We start from the raw sequence: 16,213 nt of genomic DNA, 5'->3' as shown, positions 1-16,213 counted from the left end.
TGATTTTTTTTATTTTATAATTAATTTTTCAGTCTGCTTCAGGCTTCCGTTCTGAGATTCAAACTGAATGATATAATTGCCTTCTTTAAATCTTGAAATATCATACTGCTGATCTCCAGCATTTATTGTTTTAGATTCCAGCGGATTACCGGTAAGGCTATATACTGTCAGTTTTCCTTTATTATATTCTTCCGGCACTGAAACTGTAAACGGTGAGGATTTGCTTACAGGGTTTGGGTATAATTTCACCTGCTTTTTTGCTGAAATTTCTTCAGAACCTGTATTTTGACTTCTCGCTGCTGAAACTTTCTGAGAACCTGCAGGACAAGGTATATCTGTTCCCCAGTTGGAAGCATCAACACCTGTTAATGTTAATGTAACTCCGTTTCCCGAACTGTCCTGAACTGAAGAGCCGCTTCCTTCATTAAATTTCCAATAAGCTGTAAGGGAAGTTGCCGGAAGTGTCACATTGCACATATTCTGGCTGATTTCTGTCTGGCTTAATGCTCTTTTCCAAACCCTTACTTCATCCACTTTACCATTGAAATTCCTTGATGTATTGTATAAATATCCTACATTGAATGCTCCGTTGGAATTAACGCTTCCCGTCTGGGATTTGCTTGCATCAAGAACGCCGTTGATGTAAATTTTCATGGATGAGCCATCATAAGTTGCCGCAATATGATACCATGAATTGGCATTTAAAGCTGTGGCAGCTGTCAGTTTTTGCTGTACATTATTGATACTTACCACGAACTGCAGCTTGTTATTGGCAATGTTGGCATCGCCCAGTCTTAAAAATGCTGAATTGCTGTCGCTTACTTCTGTACCCAAAAGAGATGAAATATAAGGCGATGCTGATTTGAAGGATGATGGCTTTATCCAGCCTTCCAGTGATAAAGCTGAACCGCTTAGATTAATGTTTCCCGCTGCTCCGGATTCAGTACTTCCGTCCAGGGAAATAGAAGTAGACCCTGAAGGAGCCGTTCCTATTCCGCTGTTAAATCTCGGGGCAAACATATAGGTGCTTTTTACGCTGCAGTTTGTCCTGATTCTCCAGTCGTATTCCGTATTGGCTGTTAATCCTGATATGGTTACTGAAGTAGCATTGGTAGCTGTTGCAGCAGTTGTCCACGTAGCAGAAGAAGCCAGTTTATAATCTACGTCATAGGTGTTGGTCCCTACTGCAGACCAGTTCAGTTTTACGCTTGTTCCGGTAAGATTGCTGGTAAATAATCCGATAGGTGCATCACAATTGGTTCCCTGTGTCCATGACTGTAAAGGCGAGCTTAAAACGGTCTGTTCTCCGTATAATGTCTGTGTTCCTGCCGAAAGCTGTGTTGTTTCATTGGTTCCGTGAAGATCATACCACATAAAAACTCCGTAACCGCCATTCTTCGTCTGGGTAGCCAGGCTGGTTGTAGTAGAGTTGGAAGTATTTCCCATCCATACAGCTGCCGGGGAGATCTGTGCATTGGTAAGAGGTGGAACATTAGGCGCTGAAAAAGTTCCGTACATGGCATTCCAGCTGTAGTTTACATAATCTCCTACTCTAAGGCCGTTCCATGAAAGCCTTGAAGCTGCCGGACCGTAATAATAAAATGTGATCTGTTTAGTAGGCAGTAAAGCTTTTAGCTCCTGAACAAGCATTACGAAAGAACTGGCATTCGGCTGTCCGGTACCGTTTTGGCCATAATCCGAGTATTCATCATCAAAATCGATTCCGTCAAGCCCATAAGTATTTACCGTGTGGGCAAGCTGTTGAGCAAAATCCCTTGCTGCTTCACGGGTAGGAAAATTACAGAGACCTGCTCCCTGGTGATTCCCCAAAATCGTTAATACCACCTTCATTCCTTTTGCCTGAAGCGGTTTTATGTAGGTATCTGCGTTGGTCAGAACTTTTGTAACGTTGTTATTACAGTACAGATAAGGCCTGCCTCTGCCTGTATCATAATTGATATTGGCGGCAAAAATATTGACGACATTAAACAAGTATTTACCTGATGTCTGCAGCTTGTACGAACCTGCATTCAACAGATTATTGTTGTTTACTTCCACATAGCATATTCCTGTAGGATTAAGCTGCTGCGCATTAAGCACAGGAATGGCATGAATGATCATTACAATCAACATAGTAATGGCTTTTTTCATAATGTTTTTTTTAAGTTAATTTGATGTATTTATATCTATTCATCTTCTCCGGAAAGGAAGAACATGATCAGCTGCTGACCGAAAAATTTCATATAAGTTCTCCTTCAATGAAATTTTTGTAAAACACTGAAACTAAAAAAACGGGAATAAAGGGCGCGCTGCCACCTGCTGCAAATATCGAATCTAAGTCAGTAAATCCTGATTCTCGTTAAAGGTTTTCCATAACAATTCTCCAAACAATGTATTGGCCCAGGCAAACCATTCCCTGGTAAATTTCTTATCGTTGTCTTTGTGGAAGGATTCATGCATAAATCCGGTTCCGCCGTGGGTTTTCTGTAGGGTTTCTATGCACCATTTTATCTCCTTCTTATCGTTGGAGGTAAGCGCTTTCATGATGATACTCATCGGCCAGATCATATCAAGTCCGATGTGCGGTCCGCCGATTCCTTCTGCCAGTTTTCCTTTGAAAAAGAACGGGTTGTCTTTCGACCAGACATATTTTCTGGTATTCACGTAAACGGGATCATCTGCTTTTACTGCATCCAGATACGGTAAACCTAACAAGCTCGGGCAGTTGGCATCATCCATCAGGTTATAGCTTCCGAATCCGTTGGTTTCAAAAGCGTATATTTTTCCGTATTCAGGGTGATTGTAGATTCCGTATTTTTTGATGGCAGCATCTACCTCATCGGCAAGGCTGTTTAACTGTTGAGCAAGTTTTTGTTCATTTTTTATCTTTGAAACCATTTCTGCAGCCTGGCGTAAGCTCACTACAGCAAACAGATTGGATGGAATCAGAAAGGCGTAAATCGTAGCATCATCACTCGGACGGAACATGGAATTGATAAGACCAACAGGATTCGTAGGATAACCGTATCCGCCCATTGGAATTCCGTCTGTAGCCCAGGCTGTGGTACGTTCAAATTTATATGGTCCCAAGTCTGTCTTTCTCTGCTGCTCTTTGAACGTCTGTAGAGTAAGCTTGATTCCCTGTAGCCAGTTGCTGTCAAACGGTTTTGTATCACCTGTTGTTTTCCAGAAATGATAAGCGAGACGTATCGGATAGCAAAGCGAATCTATTTCCCATTTTCTTTCGTGGATGCCAGGCTTCATATCTGTATGATCGTATTCTTTCCACTTGCTTATTTTGTTTTCATCGTTATAAAAAGCGTTGGCATATGGATCTTTCAGGATGAATTCTGTCTGTTTATGGATAACTCCTGAGATAAGTTTATGTAATTTTTCGTCTTTCTTTGAGAACTGCAGATAAGGGAAAACCTGTGCAGAGCTGTCACGAAGCCACATGGCATCAATATCTCCTGTAATAACATAGGTATCCGGAATTCCGTTTGTTTCTTTGTAAAAAACAGTAGTATCTAATGTATTGGGAAAGCAGTTTTCAAATAACCAGACAAGTTCTTTATTTTTTACTTTCTTTTTAAAAGCTTCAATTGCACTTTCTACCGCTTCACTGGTAAAATGTCTTTTATCTTTGGGAACACGGACAACAGGGAAATCTTCCGTACCCAGCGTTTTTGCAAAAACATTCTGAGTAAAGAGTAACCCCGCTCCTGCCAGCACACTTGTCTTTATAAAATTTCTCCTTTCCATTATACTTTTTATTTCTTTAATTTTTATTTGATTTATTTTACGGGCTTGCTTCCCATTACGAATTTCAGCTCACCACCATTCATAATATCGCTGTGATTGATTTCCCAGCTTTTGAATTCTTTACCATTCAAAAACATTTTCTGAACGTAGATGTTTTTATCGGAAATTTTATCTGCAATTACAGTGAATGTTTTCCCGTTTTCCAGCTTTAAAGATGCTTTCGGAAACTGCGGTGCCCCAATTGCATATACCGGTTTTCCGGGAGTTACAGGGTAAAATCCTAATGAAGAGAAAATGTACCATGCCGACATCTGGCCGCAGTCTTCGTTGTTGACAATTCCGTCCGGTTTTGCTGCGTACATATTGTCCCGGATGAATTTTACCATTTTCTGTGTTTTGTAAGGACTTCCTGCATAATTATACAGGTAAGGAACATGATGTCCCGGCTCATCACCAAATCCTAAAGAGCCTATGAATCCTGAAATATCCACGTGTTGCTCACCAATCATTTTAAGTTCTTCCGTAAAGGTTTTATCCAGTTTTTCTTCAAATCCCTTCTTTCCTCCATAAAGACTAATCATTTCATCAATCTGGTGGGGAACAAAGAAATCATAGGCCCAGATATTCCCGGAAACCCAATGTGGTTGTAGTTTTTTCCAGTCGTTTAATGTAAAATCTGCAAGGAATTCACCGTTTTTTTGTCTTGGCCAGAAATGGTTATTTTCTTTGTTAAATGTATTCAGGAAATTCATGGAACGTTTTTTATAAACTTCTGCTTCTTCTTTTTTACCCAATTTCTCAGCGAGCTGCTGGATGCACCAATCATCGTATGCATATTCCAGGGTTGCAGAAACTGAAGCTCCGTTTTCGGATGGGGTGTAGCCTAATTTGATGTAATCATTCAGACCTCCACCTCCATCGCTGCTGCTCATTTTATCGGTTAAAGACGCATCTTTCATCGCGGCAAATGCTTTTTCCTGGTCAATTCCCGGCACGCCTTTGGAAATGGCATCCCAAATCACTGAAACGCTGTGATATCCGAGCATACAGAAATTATCATATCCGCACAGTTCCCAGATCGGCATGTGATCTTTACGGTCTGTATACCTGCTGATCAGGGAATTGGCAAACTCTTTCGTATGTTTCTGGTCCATAATGGTAAGCAAAGGGTGTGTTGCCCTGAAGCCGTCCCAATAGGAATAGGTGCTGTAGTTGGTAAACCATTTGGTATTCATGTTTTCCTGTGCGGCAACATAATCTCCGTTGGTATCCATATACAGGTTAGGAGCAATGAAGGAGTGATACACTCCTGTATAGAAAATTTTCCTCTGATCATCCGTACCTCCTGTTATCTGGAATCTGCTGATGAGATCTCTCCATGTATTCTGAGCGGTTTCTTTAGCTTTTGCAAAATCTACGTTTTTTGCTTCGGCATCAAAGTTTTGCTGTGCTCCTTCTGTACTTACCGGAGATAAGGACACTTTAACTTCTATGCTTTCATTTTCCTGAGTAGAAAATCTTACGAAGGCTTTAGCATCTTTAGCAAGAGCTATTTTTTCATTCTCTTTTATTTTTCCTTCCGAATAGGTTCCGTAAGATTTGAAAGGTTTTGAAAATTCCATCACAAAATAGGCGAATCTTTTTCCTCCCCAGCCATTGCTGTAGCAGTAGCCTTTGATCTTGTTATTTCCTTCGATGCTTACCAGCGTATGATAAATATTTCCGAAAATTTTATTGGTAGGATCTATGATGACATTTGATTCTTCACTCTTTGGGAAGGTATATTTGTGAAATCCTACTCTTGGGGAAGCTGTCAGTTCTGCTTTAATTCCGTAGCTGTCCAGCATTACTGAATAATATCCCGGTGAAGCAGTTTCTTTATCATGACTGAATGTTGAACGGTAACCGCTTTCGGGTTTGTCTTCTGTGCCCGGAAGCATTTTTATTTGCCCTACGGTTGGCATTACCAAGATATCTCCAAGATCTGCCCATCCTGTTCCGCTGAGATGATTATGACTGAATCCCATGATGGTTTTACTGCTGTAATGATATCCTGAACACCAGTCCCAGTCGCCGCTTTTGGTATTCTGGTCCGGACTGAGCTGGATCATTCCGAAAGGTGTGGTTGCCCCGGGAAATGTATGACCGTGTCCTCCGGTTCCTATAAAGGGATCTACCCATGAAAGAACATCATCTTTCCGTTGCTGGGCATTTCCGGTATGGGAAATAAGAGTAATTAATAAAAATATAAGCAGTTCTTTTTTCATAATCATAATACGAAAATCTTAAAAAATCTTCAAGATAGGAGTTTATTTAACAATATAAAAACCTCAACAATGATTTCAACAAGCAGGAAAATAAAGTTAACCGGCATATTTCACAGGTTTTTAATCCATTCAGAGCGAATTTTTCTTCATAAAATCAATGATTTCTGAAATATATCCAAACGCAATAGCCACAACGGTATCCGCCGCGCCATAATATACCGTTACCTTATCTCCTTCTGAAAGTGCCGCACACGGAAACACCACATTCGGAATATCTCCTGTAAGTTCATACAGTTCAGCCGGAGCCAGTAAGTAAGGTTTTGTTCTGTACAATACTTTTGACGGGTCTTCAAGATCCAGCAGCGATGCTCCCATAGAATAGCGGAACCCTCTGCAGGTATTGATTACACCATGATAGAAAAGCAGCCATCCTTCTTCTGTTTTGATGGGAACCGGCCCTGCTCCGATTTTTGTACACTGCCATGCACTGTCTTCAAACGGAGCCACTTTCATCACGCATCTGTGCTCGCCCCAGTATTTCATATCCGGGCTGTAACTGATGTAAATATCTCCAAAAGGGGTATGACCGTTATCGCTAGGTCTGCTCAACATTGCATATTTGCCGTTTATCTTTTCAGGAAAAAGAACCCCGTTTCTGTTAAAGGGCAAAAATGCATTTTCACACTGAAAGAATTCTTTAAAATCAAAAGTATAGGCAATCCCGATTGTTGGTCCGTTATATCCGTTGCACCAGGTGATCCAGTAACGGTCTTCTATAAATGCAACACGCGGATCGTATTTATAATCCGATTCTATCATTTCGGTATTTCCGGCTTTCATGTCAATAGGATCGTGATTGATCTCCCAATTGATCCCATCTTTGCTGAATCCTGCAAAAATATTCATCTGCACTGCTTTGTTATCGCAACGGAAAACTCCTGCGAATCCATCCTCAAAAGGAACCACTGCACTGTTGAAAATGCTGTTGGATGTAGGTATCGCATACCTGTTGATAATCGGATTTGCAGAGTAACGCCACATCATATCACGGCTGTCTTCCGGACGATCCTGCCAAGGGATCTTTGCTGGTTGAAATGTCATAAAGTATTTTTACTTTTTATTTAATGTATTTTGATAATGATTTAGTGTTCTTTTAGTTTTTCAGGATATGGGAATGGAACGAGCAATGTGACGATAAATGCCGGTATTGTGGCAATTAATACCCAGATAAAGAATATTTTGTATCCTACCCAGTCGCTGATCATTCCGCTGAACATTCCGGGAATCATTACTCCCAGATTCATAATGCCGGTTGCAAAAGCATAATGGGCGGTTTTGTGTTCACCGGGTGCAATTTGCTGCATGATATAGAGCATTAGACCTACAAACCCAAATCCGTAACCGAAATACTCCACAACAACTGCAATACCTACCGGAAGCAGCTCTGTCGGCTGAAAATAAGCGAGTAAAGCATACACCACAAATGGAATATTAAATGCCGAACACAGCCAGATCAGTGATTTTTTCAGTCCTCTGGCAGCAATGAAATAGCCCGCCAGTACAGATCCCAGAATAAACGCAGCTGAACCGTAAGTTCCGTAAATAAGCCCGATATCTGATGTGGATAATCCAAGTCCTCCTGAAGTTCTCGGTGCTTTGAAAAACAAGGGTGCAATTTTTATGGCAAATCCTTCTGCAAAACGGTAGAGAATAATAAACAGCACAGCCCACAGGATATTCTTTTTTCTGAAGAATGAAGTAATTACCTCCAGCAGTTCTTTACGGACATTTCTTGCTTTCCTTATTTCTTTTGGCTCTTCACTTTTATTTTCTTTTGGCAAAACAGCGTAATGATAAATGGCCAAAACAAAAAACAGAAGGCCATAAATTCCCATGATAATCATCCAGGCATTGGTTACTCCTTTTGTTTTTTCCAGAACTCCTGCAAAATAGACCAGAACACCACTGCTGATGATCTTTGCCAGATTGTAAAAAGCTCCCTGCCATCCGATATATTTCGCTTGCTCTTTGTTAGTCAGAAAATTAATATAGGTTCCATCTGCAGCAATATCATGAGTGGCACCACAAAATGCAACGACTGCAAAAAGGGCAATGCTGTATCTGAAAAAGTCCTGCATCGGTAAGCTTAAAGCAATTAGCGCGAACAGAATCCCTATGGCAAACTGGGTGGCTACAACAAAGAATTTTTTTGTTTTGTAGATTTCCAGAAACGGGCTCCAAAGAGGCTTTAATGTCCATGAAAACATAATAAGAGCGGTCCAGAATGTGATTTTAGCATCTGAAATCCCCATGTCTTTGTACATGATCCCGGAAACGGCATTAATGGTTACAAAGGGGATTCCCATTGCAAAATATAATGTTGATATCCAGAGGATTGGCTTTACCGAATGAGTTTCAGAGCTGTTGTTTCCCATATTCAAACTAAAATATTAAAGAAAAAGAGAGCCTCTCAAAAGCATCATTCCGAAATTGAAACGAAACTAAAATTGAGAATCTAAAAACAACCGTTTATCAGAATTTCTACTGCCGAAATGAAAAAACACAAATTAAATCTAACTTTTGAGACGGCCTCTTTATCTTTATAATTGATCTTCTTAAAATTATTATTTTTTATCCCACCAAAGCTTGGTTCCTCCTGTATCAGGACCACCAAGGTACTGCAGTGCCTGAGCATAGTTCAGGGTATTGTTTCTATACTTGGTCGGAATAGGAACTCTTCTGATCATTGCATCTGTGCTGATGGTTCCCTGGCTGTCATTAAGAACATTTTTGAAAATAACAGGATATCCGGTTCTTCTCTGTTCTGCCCACGCCTCGGAGCCGTCAGGATAAATAGCAATCCATTTCTGGGTCATAATTCTTTCCAGTTTTCTTTCAAAAGAGTCTCCTTCATTCCATTTGATGGTAATGGTGCTCAGCATCGGGCTTCCTGCCAGAATACTGTTTGAAGCATTTTTAGTATCAATATAAGGAGCTTCTTTAGAAACTGCATCTGCTATATAAGTTGCATAAGATGAGCTTTTCCCCCATTCTGCAAAGGACATTTCGATACCTTTGTTGTAATTTGTTCCTGCATCTCCTGCTCCGGCATAACCCCTGATGGCAGCTTCTGCTTTCAGGAACCAGATTTCTGCGGCAGTGAAGATTTTATTTTTGCCATTGCTGTTAGAGAAATAATCTCCATTGGCAGATGCTGCAATAGGTTGTGAGAAATCTCCGTAGCGGTCCTTGCTTCCTCCCATATCAACGCCTTGTCTTATCCCAATGTATTGTCCGGCAACAGAAGCGTCGGTAGCGGGTTTGGCATAGGCAGATCTTCTTGGATCATTAAACCCGTTCATATAAGCCATTAATGGTGCTCCAATTTTACAGTCTCCCCATGAATAAATGATATCGCTGAGAGGAGAAGCTCCTCCATAGTTAATTAAAGCATTGGCTGAATTATCATCGATAAACCCGACAGGAGACGTCAACGCCTGTTCTGCAAACAGTCTTGATTTGGCAGGATCGGCATAGCTGATTCTCATGGCAAATCTTAATTTCAGGGAGTTGGCAAGCTTTGCCCAATTAGCCAGATTACCGCTATACATAAGATCTGATTTATTTATAACTGCCTTATCTTCTACTCCCGGAGTTTGCTGCAGGTCTGAAATAGCTGAAGTAAGATCTGCAATGAAGTTATTATAAGCTTCCTGCTGTGAGTCAAAGTCAGTAATTCCTGTTGCTGGATCAGGTGTTTCAAACTTGCTGTAAATAATAGGTCCGTGTGCATCTGAAACTTTGCTGGCAGAAATTACTTTAAGAATTTTTGTAAGGGCAAGTGATGCTTTAAAGTTTATACCCGGATAGCTTTTCTGAATCACTGAATTAATGGTCTTTGATTTATCAAAAACATCTTCCAGCTGTGTCATCATAATTCTCTCGTTCCAGCCATCCATAATGAAGTAAGTAGTATTATTTCTCCCTCCGTTGTATGGTGTTGCCGTACTGAATAAGCCACTGTACATATCTGCGTTAAGATTGGTCTGCAGCTGATAGATCCAGTTGGTAGAGCTCTGCTGGTTTCTCTGCATTAATTTCAGCGGGTTTACAATCTGAACAAAATCGGCATTGAAGTTTTCAGGACCTCCGATATATTCCTGGTTATATTTATCAAATTCACTGGTGCAGCTTACAGCAGAAAGCAGCATGAAAGCACTGAGTGATACGGTTTTAACATATGATATTTTCATTGTTCTTAAAAATTAGAAGTTAGCTTTTAATGATAAACCGATAGATCTGGTAATCGGCATTCCGAACATATCAATTCCTACACCTCCGGGATTAACTCCGGATACCTGTTCCGGATCAAACGGAGCATCTTTGTACAGGAAAAACAGGTTGCTTCCGATCAAGCTTATTGTAGCGTTTTCCATATATTTTGAATGTGTATTAAATGTGTACGAAATTGAAGCCTGCCGTAAACGTATAGCCGTTGCTTTATACATATACGGTTCGTCAATAGATCCTGAAACTTTTGAATAATATTTTTCAGCATCGGTTACCCCTGTATATGGTGTCCCGTTTTCATATACTGCATTTGGAACGGATACTCCTCCATTATCACGGGCATCTGCAGTGGCCTTACTCACGCCGTACTGATCGTTCTTAGCCTGGGTATATCCCAATACTTTTCCTCCAAATTTTCCGTCAATAAGGAAACTGATCCCTAATTTACCGATATTGAACGAGTTATTGAACCCAAGTATAAATTTAGGGTTTGGATTGCCGAGATACTGTACCTGATTTTCGTCTCTTAACGGAACTCCGTCTGCATCCACAATAATTCTTCCCTGCCCATCTCTTTTAAAGACTGATCCGTAAATATCCCCGAAGGAGCCTCCTACTTTTAATCTGTTATACCCTCCACCTGTAAGTACAAATGTTTTATCATCCGACAGTTTTAAGCTGGAAGGGAATAGTTCTTTGATGACATTTTTATTTGCAGATGCATTTACTGTAGTTGTCCATCCGAATTTTTCACCTCCGAATACTTTATAAGACAAACTGGATTCAAAACCTCTGTTCTGAATTTTTCCGGCATTGATATCGAATCTTCCGGTTCCAAAGCCCAGATTAGAAGAGATTTCAATGGCTTGCAATAACTGGTTTGATACAATTGAGTTATAATAGGTAAAATCGAAGCTTAAACGGTTATCCAGAAGCCTTAACTCTGTTCCTGCCTCAAAAGTTTCATTAAGCTCAGGCTTAGGAAAAAGATCTGAAAAAGCCGGATTGGTAACAGGAGATGAAGCTGGGTTAATAACAGTACCTGCATTCACCTGGTATATCTGTGATCCTGTAAGAAAAGCAGGAGGCAAACCAAGACCTACTTTCGCATAGGAACCTCTTATTTTCCAGAAACTGATGGATTTTGGAAGATTAAAAATTTCTGACAGAATAGCATTGACACCAACAGATTCATAATCAAAGGATTTCTGAGTTGCATTTGATAAACTGGAATCCCAGTCATTTCTAAACGTTAAATCCAGATATAAAAATTTCTTATAACCGATATTCGCACTTGCAAAAACGGACTGAACCTGTTTTTTGGTACTGTATATCAGGTAACTTACTCCGTTTCCGTTCTGGCCAGGCCATTGCAGGTTATTCAGTTCAAAGAGATTAGCTGTTACCAAAAGATTATTTTCAATGCTGCTTGAGGTATACCTTTGTGTATTGATACTTCCTCCTACTGTAAAATCCAAAGAAACATCATCTGTAATTTTCGGACTTCCGATTAGTAATGCATCACCGTAAGTAGATGAACTTTCTATAACGTCTTTGTAAAGTTTTCCGTTATCATTTCCTCCCAATAAAACAGGTAAGGAGTAAACTGCAACATTACGCTGGCTGTCTGAAGTAGTATAACTGTAATTTCCTCTGAGTCTGGCAGATAACCACGGATTGATCTGGTAGCTCAATGTTGCGGCACTGTAAAGATTTTTATTTTTTGTGGTAACAGGGTTTTTATAAAGAATCCAGTAAGGGTTCTGAGATTCTACACTAAAGCTTCCGTCCGGCTTTATGGCCCACCAGTTCTGAGCAGGAAGCAATCTGTTGTTATTCTGATAGGCATAATTTGAACCACTGAACTGGTCAAAATCAATACCTCTAGGCAACCAGTACAGATTTACCAATGGTGAGTAGTAAGAACCCGGAGTCAGCCTGTTTTTGCTGTTCTGTAAAGATCCCATGAAGTTGGCATCGAGTGTCAGTTTATCATCCAGAAATTTACTTGAATTCCTGAAATTGATATTATACTGATCAAATACTGATGTTGGAATAATACCTTTATTGGTTGTATTTCCTAAAGAGAAAAAGTTATTGGATTTTTCATTTCCTGATTGGAATGAAATATTGTTAACCCATGTGGTTCCGGTCTGTAAAAAATCTTTAAGATAGTCTTTAGAAGCTCCTTTTACCCCCCAGCTCTGCTGGGAACCGGTCTGTCCTGAGGCATGGTCATAAGGAATGCTCTGCAAATAGCTGTATTGTAATTCAGGAAGGCTGTACGCTCTATCCAGAGTCAAACTTGTAGTATATGACAGTTTGCTTCTCCCTGCTTTTCCCTTCTTAGTAACAATTAAAACAGCACCATTACCTCCCGCAGAACCATATAAAGCTGCTGCTGAGGCTCCTTTCAGGAAGTTAATACTCTCGATATCCTCGGGATTGATTGTGCTCAATACATCTCCTGTATCCGGCATCGATGCATAAAAATCTACGTTAGGACCTTTTGTATTGTTGATGATAGGAATACCGTCTATCACATACAACGGCTGACTGTTTCTTGTAGATTTATCCCCTCTCATGACAACCCTTACGGATCCACCGACACCGCCATTTGTTTTATTAATCTGTACATTGGAAACTTTTCCGTTGATGGAGTTTAAAAGATTGGGAGTTTTTACTTCCGTAAGTTCATCTCCGCCGATTTGCTGGCTCGAAAACGTTAAAGATCTTGCCTGCCTTTTTATCCCCAAAGAAGTAACAACCACCTCTTCTATCTTGGTTGTTTTAGCCGTATCTGCCGGTTTGGTCTCCTGTGCATAGGCAGATAAAGAAATTGCTAATAAAACCGGTATAACAGTTTTTCTCATAAGGTTTAGTTTTATTAAGATTTATTTGAGAATCAATTACATCACCATAAGTATTGTTTACATCTAAAATGAGATTTATCTTCATTTTTCTGCAATATTACCTTGCATTTGCATCAAATAATTAAAGTTTTGTTAAGATTTAATTCACATTAACAAATCTAAATTTTGTTCCCAGCCGGATATAATGTTATTTTATCATAAAACGATATTATTTTTTCATATCATTGCATAAAAACGTGCTTATAATTTGATTTACAACAAATTAAACTAATCAACACTCATAATTTACCTGTAGGCACATGGTGCTTTTTCTACATTTTTTGATTAAAATACATCTGATATTCATCAAAAAAAGATCCGGATAGCTTTATCCGGACCTTATCATTATAAAATAAATTCACCTGATTTAAAGAATTACTCTATTTTTTTCACTCCTTTAAAAAGTTCCTTAAATTCAGTTGGCGTTGTTTTTTTAATGGATTTGAAAACTTTGTTGAAATTGGCTATATTATTAAAACCGGCTTCAAATGCAGTTTCAAAAACGGTGAGATTCTTCTCCATCAGCCATCTTGCAGCATAGCTTATGCGGATTTCATTCAGATAATTCACAAAAGTTTTACCTGTTCTTTTTTTAATGAACCTGTTGAAAGTTACACTGCTCATATTAATTAGTGAAGCGGCATCATGAAGCGTTATTTTACTTTCGAAATTCTGATGTACAAAATCATGAACAATCTTCATCTTATCATTATCTGCAAAAGTTTCAAGCTCTATACTGTAGGAGGACAAAAGTGTTTTGTCTTCGGCAGTAGCCAGCTCATTGAGAATTTTCATGATTTCTATAAAAGACTCAAAACTGTTCATTTTGGATAAATTGAGGAAAGAATCTTTAAGTTTTTCCGCCGTTTCCTGGGAAAAAAGAATTCCCCGGATTGAGTCCTTCATCAGGTTACTGATAGGCTTCAGAATATTTTTATTCATCATGGACTGATTAAAAAAATCCTGATTAAACTGAACGGTGATCTCATGGGTTTTCCTGTTTTTACACTTATGATTAGCCCAGCAGTGAGGGAGGTTGGGGCCAACCAAAACCAGTTCGATATCGCCAATTTCACCTGTATGGTCGCCAATCATCCGCCGGTATCCCCTTCCTTTACTGATAAAATTGATCTCAACTTCCGGATGATAATGATAAGGAAAGTCAAAAGAAGCTTTTATACGGTCAAATACAAGAAAGCTGTCCTCGGGAGATAATGGAGTTATTTCTCTCAAAATATTTTCTAGCTTGCTCATCTAATCTTTGAAGAAATTATAGTTATCATTCAATACAGTACTTTTTACAAAATTGATAAAAAACCAATCAACTAATATATAATTTTTATTTTTTTCTGTGTTTTTAATTAAAAAAAGTGAAATTAAAACTCAAAACAGCGCCTGTTATGGATAACAAGTAAGGTTTTTAAATAATGGATTGCATTCGCTAATAATGTATAAATCTTCTTTTTTGTATCTTTAAGCTAAAGTAATTGTATGCAGAAGCAGCTTATCTTTGAAGATCACTATAAAAAACTAGGGCTTGAAATTTTTTCCGAAGAAAATCCGGAGGCAGTTAACGGAAACAAATTCAGGTATGATATCAAAATCCTTTTCATTCCTGAAGGTTATGAACTCACGGTAGACTTTAATCATTATAAAGTTTCAAAACCTTCTTTATTTTTTCTTACCAGCCAGCACCTTAAGATTGAAAAAGGGAAAAAAGAGGGCATGCTTTTATATTATAACCGTGATTTCTACTGTATTCAGATTCATGATAAGGAAGTAGCCTGCGACGGACTTCTCTTCCACAATGTCTTTGAAATTCCCTTTATAGAGCTTAATGATAAGGAAATCCCCGATATTGAAAATTTATTCCACCATATAAAAGATGAGCTGGAATGGAAAGATTCTTCTGCTGAGGAAATGATCAGAACCTATGTAAAGCAAATCATCATCCGCGCCACCCGAAACTGGAAAAAGCAGCACCTTAACAATGATACAGTAAAAATTCCCGGCAACGAACTTGATATTTTCAGGGATTTCAGCAGGTACCTGGAAATTCATTTCAGGGAAAAACATAATGTTGCAGATTATGCAGAGCTTCTCCACATCGCTCCGAAAACATTAACCCATAAATTCAAGAGCCTGAATCTGGAGTCTCCCAACCAATTAATTATCAACAGAATTTTACTGGAAGCCAAAAGACTTCTTTTCTATACAGATAAGCCTGTTAAAGAGATTGCCTATGATCTTGGCTACGAGGATCCTGCTTATTTCAACCGGCTTTTCACCAATAAAACAGGAAGTACTCCGGCAAATTTTAAAAAAAATTACTCTTCGGGAAAAAAGTACAATATTTAAGTCTTTTTATCTATTGAATCCGGCTTACAACCTCCCTATCTTTGTATCATCAAAATTCAACATATTAAAAACAACAAAAAGCAAACATTATGAAACGTAACGCAACAGCCGTTTGGAACGGTAACATCAAAGAAGGTAAAGGACATTTAACAACGCAAAGCACTACTTTAAACGAAACTCAATATTCTTTCAACAGCCGTTTTGCAGACGGAGTGGGAACCAATCCTGAAGAATTACTCGCAGCAGCACACGCTGGATGTTTTACAATGAAATTAAGTGCAGAGCTTTCCCAGGCTGGTTTTACTCCGGAAGAACTAAAAACAACCTCTGTAGTCACCCTTGACCCAGGCATAGGAAAAATCACAAAATCTGAACTGACTCTTACGGCAAAAGTTCCGGGAATTTCAGAAGAAGAATTCCAGAAATATGCTAAAATTGCTGAAGAAGGCTGTCCGGTAAGCGCAGCTTTCAATTTTGAAATTACATTGAACGCCACTCTGGAGCAATAAAAATATTAATAGGAACGGGCTTTAGCCCGTTTTTATTTAAAACAACATATTGGCTTTAGCCAAAACTTAAAACCAAAACATTTACATCACTAATTTTTTAATAAAATATACCGAT

Annotated in this window: 10 protein-coding genes; 2 read left to right on the top strand and 8 right to left on the bottom strand. The window is 39.0% G+C overall.

Translation table 11 applies throughout. From position 1 onward, the window contains the following. Positions 1-9 precede the first annotated feature (9 nt). The 8 genes from HNP36_RS12975 to HNP36_RS12940 all read right to left on the bottom strand — a co-directional run bounded on the left by HNP36_RS12975 (position 10) and on the right by HNP36_RS12940 (position 14,485). A complete protein-coding gene (locus HNP36_RS12975; RefSeq protein WP_184164194.1) occupies positions 10-2,151 on the bottom strand; it encodes an endo-beta-N-acetylglucosaminidase H in 2,142 nt (713 codons plus the stop codon). A gap of 183 nt (positions 2,152-2,334) precedes the next feature. Beyond that, positions 2,335-3,762, bottom strand: coding sequence for a glycoside hydrolase family 125 protein (locus tag HNP36_RS12970; RefSeq protein WP_184164191.1), 1,428 nt, complete (start codon positions 3,760-3,762; stop codon positions 2,335-2,337). A gap of 32 nt (positions 3,763-3,794) precedes the next feature. Beyond that, positions 3,795-6,029 (bottom strand): GH92 family glycosyl hydrolase, encoded by a 2,235-nt coding sequence (locus HNP36_RS12965; protein ID WP_184164188.1) that lies wholly within the window; start codon positions 6,027-6,029, stop codon positions 3,795-3,797. Between the two features lie 129 nt (positions 6,030-6,158). Then, entirely contained in the window at positions 6,159-7,130 is a 972-nt protein-coding gene (locus tag HNP36_RS12960; protein ID WP_184164185.1) for a glycoside hydrolase family 130 protein, read from the bottom strand. Between the two features lie 41 nt (positions 7,131-7,171). Further along, positions 7,172-8,464: an MFS transporter gene (locus HNP36_RS12955; protein ID WP_184164182.1), complete on the bottom strand. Its 1,293-nt coding sequence runs from the start codon at positions 8,462-8,464 to the stop codon at positions 7,172-7,174. 189 nt (positions 8,465-8,653) lie between these two features. Further along, positions 8,654-10,282, bottom strand: coding sequence for a SusD/RagB family nutrient-binding outer membrane lipoprotein (locus tag HNP36_RS12950; protein WP_184164179.1), 1,629 nt, complete (start codon positions 10,280-10,282; stop codon positions 8,654-8,656). A 12-nt stretch (positions 10,283-10,294) separates the two neighbouring features. Then, entirely contained in the window at positions 10,295-13,192 is a 2,898-nt protein-coding gene (locus tag HNP36_RS12945) for a SusC/RagA family TonB-linked outer membrane protein (RefSeq protein ID WP_184164176.1), read from the bottom strand. A gap of 414 nt (positions 13,193-13,606) precedes the next feature. Further along, complete coding sequence (locus HNP36_RS12940; protein ID WP_184164173.1) at positions 13,607-14,485, bottom strand: AraC family transcriptional regulator; 879 nt, start codon at positions 14,483-14,485, stop codon at positions 13,607-13,609. A 237-nt stretch (positions 14,486-14,722) separates the two neighbouring features. On the opposite strand from HNP36_RS12940, the gene HNP36_RS12935 reads away from it, so the two are divergent. Continuing rightward, on the top strand, positions 14,723-15,589 hold the full coding sequence (locus HNP36_RS12935; RefSeq protein WP_184164170.1) for a helix-turn-helix domain-containing protein: 867 nt from the start codon (positions 14,723-14,725) through the stop codon (positions 15,587-15,589). Between the two features lie 89 nt (positions 15,590-15,678). Continuing rightward, on the top strand, positions 15,679-16,098 hold the full coding sequence (locus HNP36_RS12930) for an OsmC family protein (protein ID WP_184164167.1): 420 nt from the start codon (positions 15,679-15,681) through the stop codon (positions 16,096-16,098). Positions 16,099-16,213 lie beyond the last annotated feature (115 nt).

The organism is Chryseobacterium shigense (assembly GCF_014207845.1).
GTDB lineage: Bacteria > Bacteroidota > Bacteroidia > Flavobacteriales > Weeksellaceae > Chryseobacterium > Chryseobacterium shigense_A.
The sequence above is the reverse complement of the archived record's forward strand: the minus strand, read 5'-3'. Positions and strand labels throughout refer to the sequence as shown.

Coding starts and splice junctions, on each gene's coding strand:
- HNP36_RS12975 (WP_184164194.1), bottom strand. CDS start 2,151: ATGAAAAAAGCCATTACTATGTTGATTGTAATGATCATTCATGCCATT.
- HNP36_RS12970 (WP_184164191.1), bottom strand. CDS start 3,762: ATGGAAAGGAGAAATTTTATAAAGACAAGTGTGCTGGCAGGAGCGGGG.
- HNP36_RS12965 (WP_184164188.1), bottom strand. CDS start 6,029: ATGAAAAAAGAACTGCTTATATTTTTATTAATTACTCTTATTTCCCAT.
- HNP36_RS12960 (WP_184164185.1), bottom strand. CDS start 7,130: ATGACATTTCAACCAGCAAAGATCCCTTGGCAGGATCGTCCGGAAGAC.
- HNP36_RS12955 (WP_184164182.1), bottom strand. CDS start 8,464: ATGGGAAACAACAGCTCTGAAACTCATTCGGTAAAGCCAATCCTCTGG.
- HNP36_RS12950 (WP_184164179.1), bottom strand. CDS start 10,282: ATGAAAATATCATATGTTAAAACCGTATCACTCAGTGCTTTCATGCTG.
- HNP36_RS12945 (WP_184164176.1), bottom strand. CDS start 13,192: ATGAGAAAAACTGTTATACCGGTTTTATTAGCAATTTCTTTATCTGCC.
- HNP36_RS12940 (WP_184164173.1), bottom strand. CDS start 14,485: ATGAGCAAGCTAGAAAATATTTTGAGAGAAATAACTCCATTATCTCCC.
- HNP36_RS12935 (WP_184164170.1), top strand. CDS start 14,723: ATGCAGAAGCAGCTTATCTTTGAAGATCACTATAAAAAACTAGGGCTT.
- HNP36_RS12930 (WP_184164167.1), top strand. CDS start 15,679: ATGAAACGTAACGCAACAGCCGTTTGGAACGGTAACATCAAAGAAGGT.